This is a genomic window from Nocardia sp. NPDC088792 (genome assembly GCF_044750615.1).
In the GTDB taxonomy this organism is placed as follows: domain Bacteria; phylum Actinomycetota; class Actinomycetes; order Mycobacteriales; family Mycobacteriaceae; genus Nocardia.
Genome location: NZ_JBIVKC010000005.1, coordinates 619,001 through 637,756, shown reverse-complemented (window position 1 = coordinate 637,756; position 18,756 = coordinate 619,001). Strand labels below are relative to the sequence as shown.

Annotated in this window: 18 protein-coding genes and 2 pseudogenes; 14 read left to right on the top strand and 6 right to left on the bottom strand. The window is 64.7% G+C overall.

Features of this window, described 5'->3' with window-relative positions:
- The first annotated feature begins 51 nt into the window (after positions 1 to 51).
- From ACIP5Y_RS35180 to ACIP5Y_RS35140, 9 genes and pseudogenes are all read left to right on the top strand, one after another.
- Positions 52 to 1,599: a FadD3 family acyl-CoA ligase gene (locus ACIP5Y_RS35180; RefSeq protein ID WP_400356701.1), complete on the top strand. Its 1,548-nt coding sequence runs from the start codon at positions 52 to 54 to the stop codon at positions 1,597 to 1,599.
- Positions 1,596 to 2,504, top strand: coding sequence for an enoyl-CoA hydratase (locus ACIP5Y_RS35175; protein ID WP_400356700.1), 909 nt, complete (start codon positions 1,596 to 1,598; stop codon positions 2,502 to 2,504). Before ACIP5Y_RS35180 ends, ACIP5Y_RS35175 begins: the two co-directional genes overlap by 4 nt.
- Positions 2,505 to 3,635: an acyl-CoA dehydrogenase family protein gene (locus ACIP5Y_RS35170; RefSeq protein ID WP_400356699.1), complete on the top strand. Its 1,131-nt coding sequence runs from the start codon at positions 2,505 to 2,507 to the stop codon at positions 3,633 to 3,635.
- A gap of 32 nt (positions 3,636 to 3,667) precedes the next feature.
- The gene (locus ACIP5Y_RS35165) at positions 3,668 to 4,828 is read left to right on the top strand and encodes an acyl-CoA dehydrogenase family protein (protein ID WP_400356698.1); all 1,161 of its coding nucleotides are present in this window, start codon (positions 3,668 to 3,670) and stop codon (positions 4,826 to 4,828) included.
- Positions 4,825 to 5,868, top strand: a complete 1,044-nt coding sequence (locus ACIP5Y_RS35160) for an acyl-CoA dehydrogenase family protein (RefSeq protein ID WP_400356697.1) — start codon at positions 4,825 to 4,827, stop codon at positions 5,866 to 5,868. Before ACIP5Y_RS35165 ends, ACIP5Y_RS35160 begins: the two co-directional genes overlap by 4 nt.
- A 126-nt stretch (positions 5,869 to 5,994) precedes the next feature.
- Positions 5,995 to 6,459 (top strand): MarR family winged helix-turn-helix transcriptional regulator, encoded by a 465-nt coding sequence (locus ACIP5Y_RS35155; RefSeq protein ID WP_400356696.1) that lies wholly within the window; start codon positions 5,995 to 5,997, stop codon positions 6,457 to 6,459.
- A gap of 4 nt (positions 6,460 to 6,463) precedes the next feature.
- Positions 6,464 to 6,604 (top strand): annotated as a pseudogene (locus ACIP5Y_RS35150) (MFS transporter); the annotation flags it as partial.
- Between the two features lie 479 nt (positions 6,605 to 7,083).
- Positions 7,084 to 7,638, top strand: a complete 555-nt coding sequence (locus ACIP5Y_RS35145) for a recombinase family protein (protein WP_400356695.1) — start codon at positions 7,084 to 7,086, stop codon at positions 7,636 to 7,638.
- Positions 7,639 to 7,976: 338 nt separating this feature from the next.
- Positions 7,977 to 8,678, top strand: coding sequence for an HAD family hydrolase (locus tag ACIP5Y_RS35140; RefSeq protein ID WP_400356694.1), 702 nt, complete (start codon positions 7,977 to 7,979; stop codon positions 8,676 to 8,678).
- A gap of 4 nt (positions 8,679 to 8,682) precedes the next feature.
- Here ACIP5Y_RS35140 and ACIP5Y_RS35135 read toward each other — a convergent pair whose 3' ends face one another.
- Entirely contained in the window at positions 8,683 to 9,471 is a 789-nt protein-coding gene (locus ACIP5Y_RS35135; protein WP_400356693.1) for a helix-turn-helix domain-containing protein, read from the bottom strand.
- A 183-nt stretch (positions 9,472 to 9,654) separates the two neighbouring features.
- Between ACIP5Y_RS35135 and ACIP5Y_RS35130 the strand changes: the two genes are divergently transcribed.
- The 3 genes from ACIP5Y_RS35130 to ACIP5Y_RS35120 all read left to right on the top strand — a co-directional run bounded on the left by ACIP5Y_RS35130 (position 9,655) and on the right by ACIP5Y_RS35120 (position 11,089).
- A complete protein-coding gene (locus ACIP5Y_RS35130; RefSeq protein ID WP_400356692.1) occupies positions 9,655 to 10,041 on the top strand; it encodes a hypothetical protein in 387 nt (128 codons plus the stop codon).
- Positions 10,038 to 10,187, top strand: a complete 150-nt coding sequence (locus ACIP5Y_RS35125; RefSeq protein WP_400356691.1) for a hypothetical protein — start codon at positions 10,038 to 10,040, stop codon at positions 10,185 to 10,187. Before ACIP5Y_RS35130 ends, ACIP5Y_RS35125 begins: the two co-directional genes overlap by 4 nt.
- Before the next feature lie 347 nt (positions 10,188 to 10,534).
- Positions 10,535 to 11,089 (top strand): hypothetical protein, encoded by a 555-nt coding sequence (locus tag ACIP5Y_RS35120; RefSeq protein WP_400356690.1) that lies wholly within the window; start codon positions 10,535 to 10,537, stop codon positions 11,087 to 11,089.
- Positions 11,090 to 11,098: 9 nt separating this feature from the next.
- Here the strand turns inward: ACIP5Y_RS35120 and ACIP5Y_RS35115 are convergent, their stop codons facing one another.
- The 3 genes from ACIP5Y_RS35115 to ACIP5Y_RS35105 all read right to left on the bottom strand — a co-directional run bounded on the left by ACIP5Y_RS35115 (position 11,099) and on the right by ACIP5Y_RS35105 (position 14,671).
- Positions 11,099 to 11,269 carry a hypothetical protein gene (locus tag ACIP5Y_RS35115; RefSeq protein WP_400356689.1) on the bottom strand — a complete coding sequence of 57 codons (171 nt, stop codon included), beginning with the start codon at positions 11,267 to 11,269 and terminating at the stop codon, positions 11,099 to 11,101.
- 673 nt (positions 11,270 to 11,942) lie between these two features.
- Complete coding sequence (locus tag ACIP5Y_RS35110; RefSeq protein ID WP_400356688.1) at positions 11,943 to 13,025, bottom strand: AAA family ATPase; 1,083 nt, start codon at positions 13,023 to 13,025, stop codon at positions 11,943 to 11,945.
- Positions 12,977 to 14,671, bottom strand: a complete 1,695-nt coding sequence (locus tag ACIP5Y_RS35105) for a recombinase family protein (protein ID WP_400356687.1) — start codon at positions 14,669 to 14,671, stop codon at positions 12,977 to 12,979. The genes ACIP5Y_RS35110 and ACIP5Y_RS35105 overlap by 49 nt, the downstream gene beginning before the upstream one ends.
- Positions 14,672 to 14,689: 18 nt before the next feature.
- On the opposite strand from ACIP5Y_RS35105, the pseudogene ACIP5Y_RS35100 reads away from it, so the two are divergent.
- Positions 14,690 to 15,823, top strand: a pseudogene (locus tag ACIP5Y_RS35100) (MFS transporter); the annotation flags it as partial.
- Between the two features lie 229 nt (positions 15,824 to 16,052).
- Entirely contained in the window at positions 16,053 to 16,376 is a 324-nt protein-coding gene (locus ACIP5Y_RS35095; protein ID WP_400356948.1) for a heavy metal-binding domain-containing protein, read from the top strand.
- Between the two features lie 2 nt (positions 16,377 to 16,378).
- Here ACIP5Y_RS35095 and ACIP5Y_RS35090 read toward each other — a convergent pair whose 3' ends face one another.
- Positions 16,379 to 17,245: a hypothetical protein gene (locus ACIP5Y_RS35090; protein WP_400356686.1), complete on the bottom strand. Its 867-nt coding sequence runs from the start codon at positions 17,243 to 17,245 to the stop codon at positions 16,379 to 16,381.
- 106 nt (positions 17,246 to 17,351) lie between these two features.
- Entirely contained in the window at positions 17,352 to 18,749 is a 1,398-nt protein-coding gene (locus tag ACIP5Y_RS35085; protein WP_400356685.1) for an amino acid permease, read from the bottom strand.
- Positions 18,750 to 18,756 lie beyond the last annotated feature (7 nt).

The window sequence follows — 18,756 nt, the reverse complement described above, 5'->3', positions numbered from 1 at the left end:
CTACCAAGCACTTGCTTTGTTAGACCCATTCCCGGACGGCGAGGAAACCCCGTGACATCTCCTCCGCAGACCACACCGCTGGCCCTGCACGCGGCGGCCGCCGCCTACGGCGACGCGCCCGCTGTCGCCGACGGTGCCGTGCGGCCGACCTGGTCGCAACTGCTGGACTCGGTCCGTGAGACGGCGCGCGCGCTGCTCGCGCGCGGCGTGCAGCGCGGCGACCGGATCGGCATCTGGGCGCCCAATACCCATCACTGGGTCACCGCGCTGCTGGCCACGCACTACGTGGGCGCGGTCATCGTCCCGCTCAATACGCGGTACGTGGCGGCCGAAGCGGCGGATGTGCTGTCGCGGGTGGATGCCAAGGCGCTGTTCATCACGGGCACCTTCCTGGGGCGCGATCGGCTGGCCGAATTGCGGGCCACCGCACCGGATCTGGGCATCGAGACGACCATCGTCATTCCGGTCGAGGGCGAAGAACCGGTCGAGCACGCCATCGCGTGGTCGGAACTGGAGAAGGTGGCCGAGGCCGTCAGCCTCGGTGATGCCATCGCGCGCGCGGAATCGGTGTCGCCCAACGATCTTTCGGACATCCTGTTCACCTCCGGCACCACCGGGCGCAGCAAGGGCGTGCTCATCGCGCACCACCAGCTGCTCACCAGCGCGCGGGCCTGGGCCGACTGCGCGACCCTGAACAACGGCGACCGCTACCTGGTGGTGCCGCCCTTCTTCCACAGCTTCGGCTACAAGGCCGGCATCATCACCTGCCTGGCCACCGGCGCGACCATCGTGCCGCAGGCCGTATTCGACGTGCGGGAAACCATGCGGCTCATCCACGACGAACACATCACCGTGCTCACCGGCCCGCCGACCATCCACCAGACCATCCTCGACCACCCGGCCCGCGCCGAGGCGGACCTGTCCAGCCTGCGCGTCGCGGTCACCGGCGCGGCCACCGTGCCGGTCGTGCTCATCGAGAGACTGCGCGGCGAACTCGATTTCGAGGTGGTGCTGACCGCGTACGGGCAGACCGAATCCGGGGGCTTCGGCACCATGTGCCGGCCTGAGGACTCCGCCGAGACCATCGCCAATACCTGCGGGCGCGTGATCGAAGGCTTCGAGATGAAGCTCGCCGACAACGGTGAACTGCTGCTGCGCAGCGAGCAGGTGATGCGCGGATACCTCGACGACCCGCAGGCCACCGCCGCCGCCATCGATCCCGACGGGTGGCTGCACACCGGTGATGTCGCCGTCATCGACGAACGCGGCTACATGAAGGTCACCGACCGGCTCAAGGACATGTACATCTCCGGTGGCTTCAATGTGTATCCCGCCGAGGTGGAACAGGCCATGGCCCGGCTCGACGGCATCGCCGAGACCGCGGTCATCGGCGTACCCGACGAGCGCATGGGCGAAGTCGGCAAGGTGTTCGTGGTGCGCCGGACCGGTGTGGCACTCACCGCCGAAGACGTGCTGGCGCATGCCAAGACGCTGCTGGCCAACTTCAAGATGCCGAAGTACGTGGAATTCCGCGACGAGCTGCCCTACAACGCCGCCGGGAAGGTTCTCAAGCGGCAATTACGTGAGGAGAAGGCGTGAGCGAGCAACTGGGTCCCATCCCGGATGAGGGCGATGTCGTCCGCTACGAGAAGCGCGGTCCGATCGCGGTCGTCACGCTCAACCGGCCGGACTACCGCAATGCGCAGAACTCGGTCATGACCTACGCCCTCGACGCCGCCTTCGTGCGGGCCGTCGAGGATCCGGAGGTGAAGGTGATCGTGCTGGGCGGCGCCGGAAAGCATTTCAGCGCCGGGCACGATATCGGCACACCGGGCCGCGATCACCACATCAGCTACGAGAACAAGGCCGTCATGTGGTGGGACCACGTCGACCGGCCGGGCGGGGACCAGCGCTTCGCGCGGGAATCCGAGGTGTACCTGGGCATGTGCCGGCGCTGGCGGGAGATCCCCAAGCCGACCATCGCCATGGTGCAGGGCGCGTGCATCGCGGGGGCGCTCATGCTGGCCTGGGCGTGCGACATGATCGTCGCCTCCGAGGACGCGTTCTTCTCCGATCCCGTTGTGCGGATGGGAATTCCGGGCGTCGAATACTTCGCGCACCCGTGGGTGCTCGGGCCGCGGCGGGCCAAGGAGGTGCTGTTCACCGGTGAACGCTTCACCGCCGCACAGGCTTACGAGTGGGGCATGGTGAACCGGGTCGTCGACCGCGCGGACCTGGAGACCGAAACCTTCGCGCTCGCCGAGAAGATCGCGGAGATGCCGTCCTTCGGCCTGGCGCTGACCAAGAAGGCCGTCAACCAGTGCGAGGACCTGATGGGCATGCGCGCCGGGATGGACTCGGTATTCGGGCTGCACCACTTCGCGCACGCCCACAATGCCGAGGCCGGCACGGACCCGCTCGGCGGCATGAACGCCAAATCGATGAAAGCTGCCGCGGCGAGCCGCGAATCCACTGCCGCTACGAACAATGATGGGGCGAAATAGGTGAATCTCGAATTCGACGCCAAGACAGAGGAATTCCGGCGCGAGGTTCGCGAGTTCCTGGCGGCCAACGTGCCCGCCACTCCCCTGCCGTCCATGGACACGAAGGAAGGCTTCGAGGCCCACCGGGCGTGGGAGGCGAAGCTCGCCGACGCGCGACTGTCCTGTGTCGCCTGGCCCGCCGAATACGGTGGCCGCGATGCCTCCTTGACCGAATGGGTGATCTTCGAAGAGGAGTACTACGCGGCGGGTGCGCCGGGGCGCGTCTCGCAGAACGGCATCTTCCTGCTCGCGCCCACCCTGTTCGAGCACGGCTCGCCCGAGCAGCTCGCGCGCATCCTGCCGAGAATGGCGCGCGCCGAAGACATCTGGGCGCAGGCCTGGTCCGAGCCCGAGGCCGGTTCCGACCTCGCGGGCATTCGCTCCACCGCCAAGCGCACCGACGGCGGCTGGCTGCTCAACGGCCAGAAGACCTGGAGCTCCCGAGCCTCGTTCGCGGACTGGGGATTCGGCCTGTTCCGCAGCGACCCGGAGGCCGAACGGCACCGCGGGCTCACCTACGTGATGTTCCCGCTCACCGCGGAAGGCGTCACCGTGCGGCCGATCCCGCAGCTGGACGGCGAGCCCGGCTTCGCGGAGATCTTCCTGGACGATGTGTTCGTGCCGGACGCCGATGTGATCGGCGCGGCCGATAACGGCTGGAAGGTCGCCATGGCCACCTCCAGCAACGAGCGCGGGCTCTCGCTGCGCGCACCGGGCCGGTTCAATGCCACCGCCGCCAAACTCATCGACCTCTGGCGCGGCACGGCTTCCGACACCGACACGGCCGCTCGCGACCGCATCGTGGACGCCTGGGTCGGCGCCGAGGCCTACCGGCTCAACACCTGGGCCACCGTCACCCGCCTCGCCGAGGGCGGGCAGCTGGGCGCGGAATCCTCGATCAACAAGGTGTTCTGGTCCGAACTCGACATCGCCATGCACGAAACCGCACTGGACCTGCACGGCGCCGCCGCCGAACAGGAGTCGGCCTGGACCGACGGCTACCTGTTCGCGCTGGCCGGCCCGATCTACGCGGGCACCAACGAGATTCAGCGCAATATCATCGCCGAACGCCTGCTCGGGCTCCCGCGCTAGCTGCGTCTGCACAAAGAACCGGGAGGACGACAATGCGTTTCGCAATAACCGCAGAACAACAGGACTTCGCAGCCAGCATGCGCAAGATGGGTGAATCCGCGAAAACCCCGGGCGTCGTGCGCGCTTGGGGCGCGGGCGACACCGCCGCCGGGCGCGCGCTCATCGGCCGGCTGGCCGAGGCGGGCGCGCTCGGGCTCACCATCTCCGAGGACAATGGCGGCTTCGGCGCCGGCCCCGTCGAGCTGGTGGTGGCCTTCACCGAAATCGGCCGCGCCGCCGTACCGGGCCCGCTGGTGGAGACCGCCGCCGCGATTCCCGCACTGCTGCAAGCACTCCGGGACACCGCGGCCGCCACCGCATGGCTGCCGCAGTTCGCCGAGGGCGCCAAGCTGGGCACGATCGCCCTGACCTCGGCGCACCGGTCGGGCGCCGGCACCGCGGGAGCGGCCGACTCCGCTACCGGTTCGCACGCGGACGCGGCGAACAGTTCACGCGCCGACGCCACCGCCGAAGCGCCCGGATTCAGCTCCGGATGGGCCGCCGGAGCCCCGACCGCGCTGGACGCCGACATCGCCGACCTGGCACTGATCGCCGAGGGCGACCGGATCTGGCTCGCCACCCCCGGTGCACCGGTCAAGTCGGTGGACGCCGCGCGCCGGCTCTTCACCCTGCAGCCCGGTGACGTGCTCGCCGAGGGCGACGGCGTCCGCGCCGCAATAGATCTCGCCTTCGACACCGCCGCCCTGGCCACCGCCGCGCAACTGCTCGGCGCGGGCCGGGCACTGCTCGACACCAGCGTCGAATACGTGAAGCAGCGCCAGCAGTTCGGCACCCCGATCGGCCGCTACCAGGCCATCAAGCACCACCTGGCCGATGCCCACATCGGGCTGGAGATGGCGCAGCCGCTGCTCTACCGCGCCGCCCTCACTCTCCAGGACGGCGCCGACCCGGTCACCCGCTCCCGCGATATCTCCGCCGCCAAGCTGGCCTGCGGCGAGGCCGCCTACCGGGCCGCCCGCATCGCCCTGCAGGTCCACGGCGCCATCGGCTATACCGCCGAATACGACCTGTCGCTCTGGCTGACCAAGGTCACCGCCCTCCGATCCGCCTGGGGCACACCGGAACTGCACCGTGCCCGCATCGCCGCCGCCCTCCGCGCCGGCGACCTGACCACGACGGGAGCCAGCGCGTGAGCATCACCGCCGAACAGCAGGAACTCGCCACCACCGTGCGGGCGGTGCTGGCCAAGCACGGGGACAGTGCGGCCATGCGGCGCGGGCTCGCGGGTGAGCGCGGGTACGACGAGCAGTTGTGGCAGTTGCTGTGCGAGCAGGTCGGGGTTGCGGCGCTGGCGATTCCGGAGGAATTCGGGGGCATCGGAGTGGGGCTGGTCGAAGCGCTGCTGGTGATCGAGGAGCTCGGGCGGACGCTGGCCGCGCCGCCTATGCTCGGGTCGGCGGTGCTCGGGGTACAGGCATTGCTGCTGGCGGGCAATGCCGAAGCCAGTGAGCGGCTGCTGCCGGAGGTCGCCGAGGGTGCCCGCACCCTGGCGGTGTGCTGGGCCGGGACCGGCGGCTGGGACTCGTTCGGCGTGCGCGCCGAGCACGGAACCCTCACCGGGAGTGCGCATTACGTGCTCGACGGGACCTACGCCGACACGCTGCTGGTGGTTACCGCCGACGGGCTGTACGAAGTGGACGGCGAGGCGGCGGGCGTGACCCGGACCGCGGTGCCGCCGATGGATCCGACCCGGCGGCTGACCACCATCGAATTCGCGGCCGTCCCGGCGCGCGCGCTCGGCGCGGTCGACCTCACGCGGCTCCGCGAAATCGCCTGGGCCGCAGTGGCAGCCGATCAGCTCGGCGCGGCCGCGCAGTGCCTCGACATGACCGTCGAGTACAGCAAGTCCCGGGTGCAGTTCGGCCGGCCCATCGGCAGCTTCCAGGCGCTGAAGCATCGCATGGCCGATATGTACGTGCTGGTGGAGTCCGCCAGATCCGTGATCTACCTGGCCATTTCGGGCCTGGCCGACGGCACCGCCGAGGCCGTCGACGTGGCCGCGGCCCGGCTGCATGCCATCGACACCTTGAACTCGGTGGTCTCGGAGACCGTCCAGCTGCACGGTGGCATCGCCATCACCTGGGAGCACGACGCGCATCTCTTCTTCAAGCGCGCCCACGCCGACGCCCAGCTCTTCGGCGTTCCTTCCCGCCCGCTGGCCCGCCCGGCCTAGTCGGCACGGCTCGAACGGCCCGCACGCGACCGGCGTGCGGGCCGTTTTCCGTCTGTGGCTCATCTCACGCGGGTGAATATAGTTAGCATATGTAATTAGATAGTTAGCTTATGTAACATAATTTGAGTGCAGCCGACCCAGGCAACCGAGCCCCTCACCCCTGCTCTCGAGGAGAGTCTGGTCGACATCGTCGTCGGCTCGACCCAGCTCAACCGCCTGGCCGGAGTACTCGGCGAGATAGATCTGCCGCACGCCGTCATGCGGGCCCTCGGGACCCTCGACGAATACGGCCCACTGCGGATCAGCGACTTCGCTCGCATCGACCGATGCTCGCAACCGGCAGCAACGACGCTGATCGGACGGCTGACCGAAGCCGGCCTGGCCACGCGGACCAAGGACCCCCACGACTCCAGAGCCGTGGTCGTGACCCTCACCCCCGCGGGCCGGGACCGGCTGGCCGCCGCCCGCACCGGCCTCGGCAGTTCGCTCGCCGCACACCTTCCCGACTTCGATCCCGCCAGACTGGCCCGCCTGCAACAGGACCTGAACGACCTCGTCGAAGCCTTGAAAGCCGTCACCACTCGTAGATGAGGACATGCCCGTGAGCACCATCTCGCTCGCCCGGCCCACCGCCGTCGGCGAACCCTCGAAAACCGAGCAGCCCAAGGCCGTCTGGGCCGTCGCCTTCGCGTCGGTCATCGCGTTCATGGGCATCGGACTGGTCGATCCCAGACTGGTTGACTGACCCATAGTCATCAGCCTGAAGCCTCCAAACCCGTACAGGGTCGGAGGGCCGCAGTACGGGCCGATCCTGAGCGCCGGGGGAAGGGTGCCCTCCCCTGGGGTCACCGGTTCATGTATCGGAAAAACCGATGGACGAACACCGTCCATCGGGTTCACCGGTTCCGAGATGCCTGCCACCCCCTCCCCCGGGGCGTGTGCGTCCGAGGCCCGTATGTCCGTGAGTGGGCCGTGGATGCCTTCGAGGGTCACACCCCCACCCGGCACGCCTGAGAACTGGACAGCGTCTGTCGAAGCGACGCTGTTCGGGTGCGTCTCTTGAAACGGTCGTTTGTTGCGACTGAGAACACCGTCCGTCGGACACACGCTGTTCCTCGGGAAACCCCCGGATCAACTGTCTCGACAACTCGTCTCACAAACTGTAGTCTCAGGAACTGTCGAATCAACGAGTTCTTGAGACAAGGATGGAATTCAGTGGCCCTCATCGGATACGCCCGAGTCAGCACCACCGACCAGGACCCACAGCTTCAGCTCGACGCACTCAAAGCGGCTGGCGCTGAACGGGTCTACACCGATCACGGTGTATCCGGCGCGAAGGCTGAACGCCCGGAACTGGATCGATGCCTGGATCACCTCCGTGAGGGTGATGTGCTGGCAGTGTGGAAGCTGGATCGGTTGGGCCGCAACACCGTTCACGTGTTGCAGCTGATCGAACAACTTACCGAGCGCGGTATCGGCTTCCGCAGCCTCACCGAGGGAATCCACACCGACGGGCCGATGGGCAAGGCGATGCTCACGATCATGATGGCGTTCGCCGAACTGGAGCGGGACACGATCATCGAACGCACCCGCGCTGGACTGGCGGCGGCAAAGGCCAGTGGACGCACGGGCGGCCGTCCCAAGCGGACGCACAACCCGGATGCCGACAAGGCCAAAGAGCTGAAGGCAAAGGGGCTCAGTGCTCCGGACATCGCCAAGATGCTCGGATGCTCCCGAGCGACCGTCTACCGGTATCTCTCCGAAGAATGATCCACGCAACCAAGGCCCCGGGAAACTGGGGCCTATTTTCGTTTCTAACGGACTAACAAGCCCCTTCCCATACCCGAGTATGGGTAAACCGATTCCGGTCATCCTGGGGGCGTGCCCCTCCAGTCATTAAATGGCGAGCCTCGCAGGCATGCTCGCCTCTCGCATTAGACCTACTGGGGGTGGGGGACCAGCCTCCCCCTGGGTGGTCGGCCTGCCCTCAGGCACTCGGGCCAGTATCCCCCCGAAGGATATTTCGTGCCTCTACGGGCTATCTAGGCCGCGTTTCGATGGCGCTACATATCAGCGCCTGCGCGGCCACTCCGCTAAGATTTCCCTCCATGGGCGATCTACTTGTTTTGTGGGATATTGATCATACGTTGACCGAGAATAATGGAGTCAACAAAGAGATATACGGCTTGGCGTTTGAGATGCTGACGGGTCGGCCCGCAGAGTATCGAGCACGAACCGAGGGACGCACTGAGCCGGAGGTGATGCGGAACATGCTTCTAGATCACGAAATAGAGATGACGCCCGACCTTGTCGATCGCGTTCTAGAAATTCTGGATTCCGCAACTTTATCTAAGGTCGATACGTTACGTGAACGGGGGCATGAGTTGCCCGGAGCACGCGATGCGCTAGCGCTGCTCCAATCGACACCGGGAATTATCCAGTCGGTACTGACTGGAAACATCAAGGCAAATGCCATCACTAAGCTTTCAGCGTTCGACCTGGACAGGTTCATGGACTTCGAGGTTGGTGGATATGGCTCCGACCACCCTGTACGTGACAATCTGGTCGCCTTCGCACAGCGGCGAGCATCGAATAAGTACGGTGCCATGTTCGGCGGATCTAATACCGTGGTGATCGGCGATACCACCCGCGATATTAGGGCGGGAATAAACGGCGGTGCGTATACAATTGCAGTCGCTACAGGTTCCGAAACTGTCGATGAACTTAATGCAGCAGGTGCCAATCTGGTCTTCCCAAACCTTCGGGATGCCCGTGCTGTCGTCGCGGCAATCACGAGCCTTCAGCGATAGGGAACTACTTCAATGGTTGCTGACCTATTGTCGCAGAGCGTTGTTTCCAAAAGTTTGACTCTTCAATGCTGGATGAAACATCCCAGACGCGATTGAAGCTCCGGTCGTACATGTCGAAGAAGTCTCCGCCCTCCATTCGTCGTAAATGGAGGATCGGAGCCACATACCCATACATTCCATACACATGCTGATTGATCAACATGTCATCGTCGTAGATGAATATTGAGTTATAGAGGGTTTCCCTTTGTAGCCGAAAGTTAATTCCCGCTACACCCACAAGTGGTGCATAGTACGACAGTGCCATTCGCACACGCGATGGTATCGCGTCAAAGAGGCGTTCCTCCACTCCGCGCCTAACACATAATTCACTGTCCGGATCAGCCATAAGAATGCGGACGTCGGTGCCGCCAGCCGCTTTCCTTCTGATGATGTCTATCGACTGCGGGTTGTCTTCCGGCAGAAATAGACTCGCGTTAGCGTAGAGCCACACGCGGCTATTCGCCGCTTCGAGAAGATCCAGCCAAAGATGGCGAGGTACTTCCGAGCGGTGCGGGTACAGCGTCACAATTTCAGCCTGTGACGCTGCCTGCCGATCCGTCTCCAGGTTCGGCCACAACCACACAAGAGAGACGCCGAGAACTCTTGCAGCACGAAGCGCGGTACTACGCCGGGGTGTCACCTCCCGCGTGATCCAGCGCTGGACGCTCTTAGGGTCCAAGCCGAGTTCAGCCGCTAGCGAGTGCTCGTCGTAGTCGCTGTCAAGCAACGTAGCGCGGAGTCGCTCATTGGCCATGATCCGGCACTCCTTCCCGGTCGGGACGCCGAGGGACGTTGGTTGTCGGAGGATACGTCCCACAACGCCCCTCCCGTGCGGTTTCTACGCCTGTTGATGCTCCATAACGTCAAGGTCAGGCGTTCGGGGCTGGTGCAGCCGACTCGGCCCCGGACTGCCTCACCAGCGACGACAGGGGCGGACGTGACCGAGGACGTGTTTCCGTACAAGGCGGTGATCTTCATCTGCCGCAGGCTATTGACCACGAAGGCAGATCTGGACTGGGCGGAGTTCTACGCCCGCCAGCGTGCCGAGGAACTGGGTCTTCGGGTGTCGCAGATCGTGACGGAAGACCACTACCCCGACGCTCGTCTCCGCGACCTGCTCAGGCAGCACGACGCCCCGATCGTGATCACCCCGAACCTGAAACACGTTGGGGGGAAACCGGATTACGTGACCGGCTTTGCCGAACTACTCACGGTTAAACCCAAACGGCGCTATCGGTGGCGTGAGTCGCTGGAGGCTGTGGCCGAGATCAAGGCCGTGTGTGCCCGCATGACCCAGGACATCAAAGAGAGGGCTGGTCAATGAGTTTGATCGAACTCGCCGTGTGGTTCGTCGCGGCGGTAGTGGGCGTGATCGTGTACATCGCCGTGGGCGTGCTCGCGTTGGCCGCGTTGGTGTACGGCGCATCACCTAGTGAGGTCATCGAACCGTTCCGGCAGCGGAACCGCTGAAGCCACTCCGATAGCTCGGAGACCCCGGAAGGGGGTGATACGAACGGCGACACCATGATTCAGGACACGGTGACCGTGCGTTACCCACGCACGAGCAAGACGCGGCGGGGCGATCAGGTGAGAGCAACCGCGAACACTCACATCATCGGACGCCCGCGAGGTGGCTGGTTCAGGCACCCCCGCAGTGTCTTCACCCGAGATACGTTCTCGGGAACCCCCGAAGGTTCCCCCAGCCACAGGAGAAGGCTGGGGGAACTTCTTCTACCCGAAACCCGAAGGCCCATAACGGCCTCCAGATTCAACGCTGAGACACAAAAACCCACAACCCCATACGAAGGGGCACCCCGATGAGTGTGATCGACGTGTTCAACAGCCCGGACCGGCCCGCCGGGCGGGTCCTGGACTGGATCACCCACCATTGCGGCTGGTTCCTCACCGCCTACGCCGCCCTGTGCGTAACCACCTGGTTCATCGACACAGCGTGGCTCGCGGTCCTCGCCCTCACCGTGACCGTCCCGTTCTGCCTGGCATTCCTCATCACCAAACTCCACACCACCTACACCCGCCTGTGCGTGCACTGCATGAGCGAAGTCCCCGATGATGCTGCCGCACAAGCCCAACACCGCCGCTGGCTACTCAAAGCCTGGCACCTGGAAGCCAAACCAGTATTCGTCTGCGGCGTCTTCGCCGCGACCGCGGCAGGGCCGCTACTGGTGCCGGTGTCGTGGGACACCGGAGCAGGCTCACTACCGATCGAGGCGTGGGCGATCACCATTGGTATCGCCGAACGCCTCCACCACCGGCTACGGCCCTGGTGCCCGTACTGCCCCAGGTGGGACGGGGACGGCGGAATACCCGAACCATCACCGGACCCTACCGACCGCAACGTACTCACCGGTTAGAGACCGGCCCTACGTCCCAGGGGCGGACACCTTCGCCTCCAACGCCGCTATCCGGCTGTCGTGTTCCTCGGTGATATCGATCAGCTCCTTGACCATCGTGTTCAAGGTGTCGAGCGCGAACCGGAAGCGCTCTCGACTCGCCTTCAACTCCTCGATCTCGTCGAACACGTCGCCGCTCACGGCGTACTCCCTCCCACACAGCCGAAGGCCCCCGGCTCGAAACCGAGGGCCTTCACCACAACGAAAATCCAGGCTACCGAAGACGATGCGGTAGCCCCTCGACCACCGAAGGTGAGGGCCTCAGCCCCGATCCTTCGGGCTCAGGGCTTCACCCGGTCCCGGTAAGGCAGCAGCCCCCAAGACTGCTGCCGTTAACCATGATTGGTTACCAGACGGTCGAACGGCCATGCCCCACATGGCCGCTCTCTCTTACCCGGTCTGTGCTCGATCAGCCGTCCTCGAAGATGGCTGCTCTCCTGATCCTTATCGTCGGCAGCCCCGAGGCTGCCTCTTGAACATCAACCTGTCCATGGTCGATCAGCAGCCCTCCAAGGCTGCTGCTCTCCCCTGGTTCCCCTGATGGCTATGCAGCCCTCAAGGCTGCTTCGCCCTCATCTGGTCTCCGGTTGAAACGCAGCCCCACCAAGGGCTGCTTATTCACCCGTCGCAGGAAAGAACCAAATACGAAGTGGGGTAAAGGGGGAGAGTGCAACGAACCCCTATAAGGGGATTCCAGTGCCACTGTGCCACCAACCCTGACCTGCTGTTTCTCCCTCGGGTGGCACAAGGTGGCACAGACCGGTGTGCCACCCGTGACCAGCGTAAACCCGCCTGAGGTGGCACTACCGCGACGCTATCGAGTCACCGCTTCCCACCGGTCCCCGGGCTTGGTGACCAGCTTCGAGAGTCTGCCCTTACCGAGTGAATTCCGGTACGTCCCAGCCGAACCACCGAACTTCTCGGCCAACGCCTCAGCGGTGGACCGCTGACTCATCCCCTGGCATTGGTCAACGACGAACCGCGCTTGGTCTGCGGTCCGGTCCAAGACATCGGCTGAGCGCTCCCGATTCTTCGCCACGATCTCGGACATCTCGATTCCGGACAGCACCGTGAACCGTGCGCCTTCCTCGGGTCGAATCTCCAGCGTCCGGCCGTGGTCGATGTTGCCGTACGTCTTCACCTTCAGATTGCCGCCCTTGGCGCTCCGAATCTGCATCAGCCATCGCACCGACTGCGAGATCGACGCGGAGCCCATCGGCCGATCCGGCTTCCACCCGTTCTTGCCCTGAGCATCGGTCGCATGGCCAACGATCACCACCGGGATACCCGAGCGGGTGAACCGGCGGATGCCATCGAAGCACCGCCGGATCACGTCGTCGTCGATCATCGACCCGTCCAGGATCTGAGTCAGGTTGTCGATCACCAGCACGTTGTGACCCGCGTCTGTCACAACCCGGTGCAGCGCATCCCAATCCGCGCGCTTCATCATCGGCAACCCGTACAACATCACCGGGTGATCCGTACCCGGCAACACCGATCCGATTCGGTTGCTGTACTCACGGTGCCCGGCATCGTCGGTGAAGCACACACCGACCGAAAACGGCCGGCGGGGAACCTCTACCCCCAGAAACTCACCACCCGATACCAGCGCGCTGACCAGGTGAGCTACCAGCCACGACTTACCGATCTTCGCCTCACCGTAGACCAGCGTCGAAGTGGACGCGATCAACCCCGGAACCAGCCAATCACCTTGCTCTGAAGCCTCGTTCGCCGCCTCGGCCAACGTGTAGGTGGTGAAGCGCTGCTGAGCGTCCCACAGCTCCAGCTGCGCCTCTTCCTCCGGCGTCAGATCGTAAATCTCAGTCACAGCCTCGTACCCCTCAATCCTCATCCTCGATTCGTCCCGAACCGTTCGGCAGACCGAGCCCAGTCCCATTCAACCCAGGGATTCGGCTCGACCCTCTCCGGCAAGCCTTCGCACCTGCCGCAGTTGCCGTCCCGCGAGTCTGCCAGCGGCCACAACTGGCCACACTTGTTGCAGGTCATCAACCCGCTTGGTCCGTTCTCGGCCTCCCAGCGAGCCTGCCATTCTGCGTAGCCGTCCTCGGTGTCCATCAAATCGACCAACCCGTAATGGACCGAGCTGAACAACTCGAATCGGAGTCCTCTGTCTGCCAGCAGATTCCGACGAGTCTCGTTGTCCTCGGCGCTAGCCCACGCCTCAGCGAAGGATTCGCCGGTAGTCTCCACGTCCCACCGTGGCGGGGTGATCGGATTCGCTTCCAACGTCCGCTTACGCACGCTGAGCTGCCCGAGCCGGGTCACGTACTCATCCGTGGACATCTCCAACAGGCCAGCATCGGACTCCGCCTTCAAGCGGTCGATCCCGCCTTGGATGCGCTCCAATTCGGCTCGGTGGTCAGATCCTGGAACCAATACCTTCTTGGTCACTGGCCGTGGGCCGTAGTGGTCCAAGAACTGGGCCTCTAATGCCTGGTCCGCGATGTCGGCGCGGATGTTCACACCGGCACAACGGTTCTTGGCATTGCCGCACCGGTAATACCGGTACTCCGGACCGTCTTCCCGATTCCGGGATACCTTCTGACTCAGCGTCGAACCACACCGCCCGCAGAAACCCACACCGAGCATCGGGTTAGCCGAGTGAACCCGCTGTTTCCCTCGGTTCTTGCGCTTCGCTACCTCAGCTTGGATGCGGTCCCAGTCCTGCTGAGAGAACGAGGGCTCAGCCATCGTGATCTCGTGACCGTCCGCGTCAAGGATCGGATGCTTGTGCTTGTCCACCTTGATGCCCTGGGTAATCGGGCTCGTCATGATGTCGATCAAGGTTGTCGGTGCCCACGGATTCTTCTTGGGCTCCCCACCACGCGCGATACGCGCCCGATCGCCGTTGGTCAGCACACCATCGGCGTTCATCGCCTGAGCAATCTTGTTCCACGAGTGCCCAGCGAACAACCGGTAAGCGATGTCATGCAGCGTGGCTTGCCCTTCCGGGTCATGCACCAGCACACGACCCCGCCCGTCCGGGGCCTCAGCCGTGGTGAATCCCAGTGACGGAGTGCCGTTCATCCAGCGCTGTGTCTGACGCAACGTGCGGTGTGTGTCTTTGATTCGGGAGCGCACCCGTTCAAGTTCCATCTCGGCGAAGAACGCCGCGATCATCAGGAAGAACTTCGCCATGGTCCGCTCGAACCCGCTGGAGTCCTCACGGAAGTTCAAGACCTGGTTGTCATCGACCAAAACCAAGACCTTGCCGTGGTTCTCAATCCATCGGGCCACATCGGCGCAGTCCTCGGCTTTGCGAAAAACACGATCGGTCTTGGAGAAGACCAACACATCCCACTCATGCGCCCGTTCGTCGGTAAGCCACGGCCCAAGGCCCGGACGCTCGAACGGGGAGTACTTATCCGCCGAAATGTCCAGGTCCTCGAAGGTTCCAACGACTATGTGCCCGTTACGCTCTACCCACTCCGTAGCTGTCTTGACCTGAGTAACGTTCGAGGTCTTGTCGTCCCCTCGGTACACCGACACCCGCGCGCCCACCAGGGCCCTTAGCTGCTGCATATGGGTCACTATATCTGACTAGTGGACCCGATCCTGAAGCCGATCGGCGAGCAACTGCATGCCTCACCTTCCCAGGTGACACTGCTGTTCACCAGCTACATGCTGGTGACGGGCGTGGCCATGCTGATCACCGGCGTCGTCTCCAGCCGGTTCGGGGCCAAGAAGACACTGCTCGCAGGCCTGGCCATCATCGTCCTCTTCGCCGCTCTCGCAGGCAGTTCCGGCACTGTTGGGCAGATCGTCGGCTTCCGCGCGGGCTGGGGTCTGGGCAATGCGCTGTTCATCGCCACCGCCCTGGCCACCATCGTGGGCGCGGCCACCGGCGGCACCGCGCGGGCCATCATCATGTACGAGGCGGCGCTGGGTATCGGCATCGCCGCGGGTCCCCTGGTGGGCGGGTTCCTCGGCCACTTCAGCTGGCGCGCACCGTTCTTCGGCGTCTCGGTACTGATGGCGGTGGCCTTCGTCGCCTTGGTCCTGATGCTTCCGGAGGCTCCCAAACCCGCCAAGCGAGCTTCCATCGCGGCGCCTTTCAAGGCCCTGGCCTTCCCCGGTCTGCTGCTGGTGAGCGCGACCGCGCTGCTCTACAACTACGGCTTCTTCACCCTGCTCGCCTACACCCCGTTCCCCCTGAACATGGGCACCTACGCGATCGGATTCATCTTCTTCGGCTGGGGCCTGCTGCTCGCCCTGTCCTCGGTGGTCTTCGCCCCGAAGTTGCAGCGCCGCTTCGGAACCGTGCCGATGATGGCTCTCGCCCTCGCCTTGTTCGCGGCGGACCTGGCAGTCATGGCCATGTTCACCGACCACCGCCCGGTCCTGATCATCGGCACCGTCCTTTCGGGCCTCTTCCTCGGCGTGAACAACACCCTCATCACCGAGGCCGTCATGGAATCGGCCCCCGTCGAACGCTCCACCGCCTCGGCGGCCTACAGCTTCGTCCGCTTCACCGGCGGCGCCGCGGCCCCCTACCTCGCCGGCAAACTCGGCGAACACCAAATGTCCCTCCCCTTCTGGGTAGGCGCGGCCTGCACCGCGGCCGCCGTCCTCGTCCTCTTCTCCGGCCGAAAGCTCCTCGCCCACATGGACGACCACGCCCCCGCCACCCACACCCCCGCCGAAGCCGCGGCCATCACCTACGGCGAGGACTGACCCCGCACCCCATCCCGACACGAACGGCGCCCGCATCCCGCGGGCGCCTTTCCTGTAATTCCGCCCCCGTACGATCCGCGTCATGAACCAACCGTTCCCCCCGCAACAAGGCCAGCCCTACCCCCAGCAGGGCCAGCAGTATCCCCAGCAGGCCGCCGCCTATCCCCAGGGCGCCCAGCCCTACCCGCCTCAGGCCCAGCAGCCGCAGCAACCCGCCCCGCAGTTCCCCATCCTGGTCTCCACCATGAACGACGTCCCCGGCCACCAGATCACCCAGGTCTTCGGCGAGGTAGCCGGCCTCACCGTCCGCAGCCGCGGCCTCGGCGCCAACTTCGCCGCCGGCTTCCGTGCCCTCGGCGGCGGCGAGATCCACGAATACACCCAACTCCTCTACCACTCCCGCCACGAAGCCGTCATGCGAATGTGCCAGCACGCCATGACTTTCGGCGCCAACGCCGTAATCGCCATGCGCTTCGACTGCAACGAGATCGCCAACACCATGAGCGAGGTAGCCGCCTACGGCACCGCCGTAATGATCAAGCCCGCCGAATAGCGCTACACGCCAAAGAGATCGTCAGCCGAGTCCACAGTGAAAGAGCGGTCGAGCCAAGTATCGAGCACCTCTGGATCAGTACAACCGATGATTCGTTCCTGCGTCTCGGGCCGCACATCGATGCCCCGAGCGTTCAAGCTTTTCAGGATCGCGCCGGCCAGCCCTTGGGCCTTGCCTTCGGCACGGAGACGCTGGGAGGTTTCGGAGCGGAAGAACGAAAGATCCACGGTCATCAACTGCCTCCAGGTCTTTGCGGCCGGGCCTTTGCCCAAACCGAGTTCGGTGAGTTCGGCAAAGATCAGGGCGTCATCCTCGTCGATGCTCTGCAACGCGGTGGCCAGCGTCTTCAGTATTGCACCGATATCAGAGTCGTTGGCGTGGGTGATTGCGGAAAGTGTTGCCAGTGGGATGTCGTCCACTGCGGTGCACAGGTCGGTCACGGCGGGGACATTGTGCGGGCCCAGCACCAGCGGGCGAAGCACCAAGCTTGCCCACTGCCGTGGCCCGATGCGCAGCGGCCCTGTTGCCCACTCCGCGGTCGCGGCGCCCTGGCACACAACTAGAAGAATTGGCGGCAGCTTGTACTTCGCGTGCACATGGGACAGGTAGTACGCCCAGGCGGCCGGTTTCTTCGGATCCTCCTTCCCCTGCGCCTCGACCAGCAGGAGGAACGGCCCCTCATCAGTATCGAGACGAAGCAGAGTATCGACCCGGCGCTCGATCGGATCGATTTCGGTCAGATCGTTCGGTAGCAGGCTCACCGCAGTCGGGTTGGGAAACGGTAGTCCGAGAGCAGTGAACGCGCGCCCGAATACTTCCGGATGACTTTGAAAAAGCCGGTGCATCGCTTCATGTTTGGAGCCAACCATGTACAGCACAGTAAATCTGTGATCGAAATCTTGTTCGATCCCGATTCGATGTTGTCCGGAATCGCCCGATTGATAGCGACTTTCAGTGTGCCGCAGGCGATCTGGGTCAGTGGTGGAGGACTTCTACCTCGCGGACCGGGGGTTTGCGGCCGAAGCGGGCGCGTAGGGGGTAGAGGGCTGCTACGGCGGCGAGGCTGATGGTGGAGGCGATGAGTTGGTTGCGTTGGTCCGGGTTGCAGGCCATGGCTACGAAGACGGCCAGGATGGCGATGACCACCGCCCAGCTGATGTAGGGGTAGCCCCACATGCGGAAGGTCAAGGCGGAGGGGTCTTCCCGGCGGAGGCGGGCGCGGAGTCGCAACTGGGAGAACATGATCGCGATGTAGACGAAGGCCAGGACTACGCCGATGGAGTTCACCAGGAAGGTGAAGACCTTGTCGGGGGAGATGTAGGAGGCGATTACCGCGGCCCAGGCCGCGATGGTGCCCAGCAGGACGGCGCGGGCGGGGACGCCGCGTTTGTTCACCTTGGTGAGGGCCGCGGGGGCGTCGCCGTCCCGGGTGAGGACGTAGAGCATGCGGGAGGAGACGTAGATGGCCGAGTTCAGGACCGAGAGGACCGCGGTCAGGATGACGACCTGCATGATCGTGCCGGCGGCGGGGATGCCCATGTGGTCGAGGGCGCTGACGAACGGGCTCCGCAGGACCTTGGCGTCGTTCCAGGGGAGGATCGTGACCACCAGGAAGATCGAGGCCACGTAGAAGAGGCCCACTCGCCAGAGGACGTTGTTGGTGGCCCGGGCCACCGCCTGACCCGGTTCCTTCGACTCGGCGGCGGCCACGGTGACGATCTCGGTGCCGCCGAAGGCGAACATCACCACGACGATTGCCGAGAAGATGCCGGCTATCCCGTTGGGGGCGAAACCACCGTTGCCGGTGAGGTTGTGGAAGCCGGCTTCCGCACCGGGCCAGAGGCCGAAGATCCAGGCCAGGCCGATCACCAGGAACAATACGATGGCCACGACTTTTATTGACGCGAACCAGAATTCGAATTCACCGAAGGACTTCACCGAGACCAGGTTCACGGCCGTCATGATGATCAGCAGCCCGGCCGAGAGCACCCAGGGGTCGAGGTCGATCCAGTTCGCGAGGATGGCCGCGCCCGCGGTGGCCTCGGCGCCCACCAGGATGACGTAGAGGTACCAGTACAGCCAGCCGATGGTGAAGCCCGCGAACGGACCCATGGCCATGCGCGCGTACTCGGCCAGCGAACCGGCGACGGGACGGGCCACCACCATTTCACCGAGGGCGCGCAGCACGCACAGCACCAGCAGGCCCGCGGCGGCGTAGGAGAGGATGGCCGCGGGCCCGGCCGTCTTGATCACCGAGCCGCTGCCGACGAACAACCCGGCGCCGATCGCGCCGCCGATGGCGATCATGGTCATGTGCCGGCGTCGTAGGCCCGTCCGCAGACCCTGCTGCTCCGTGCTCACCGTCTCCGACATCCGACCG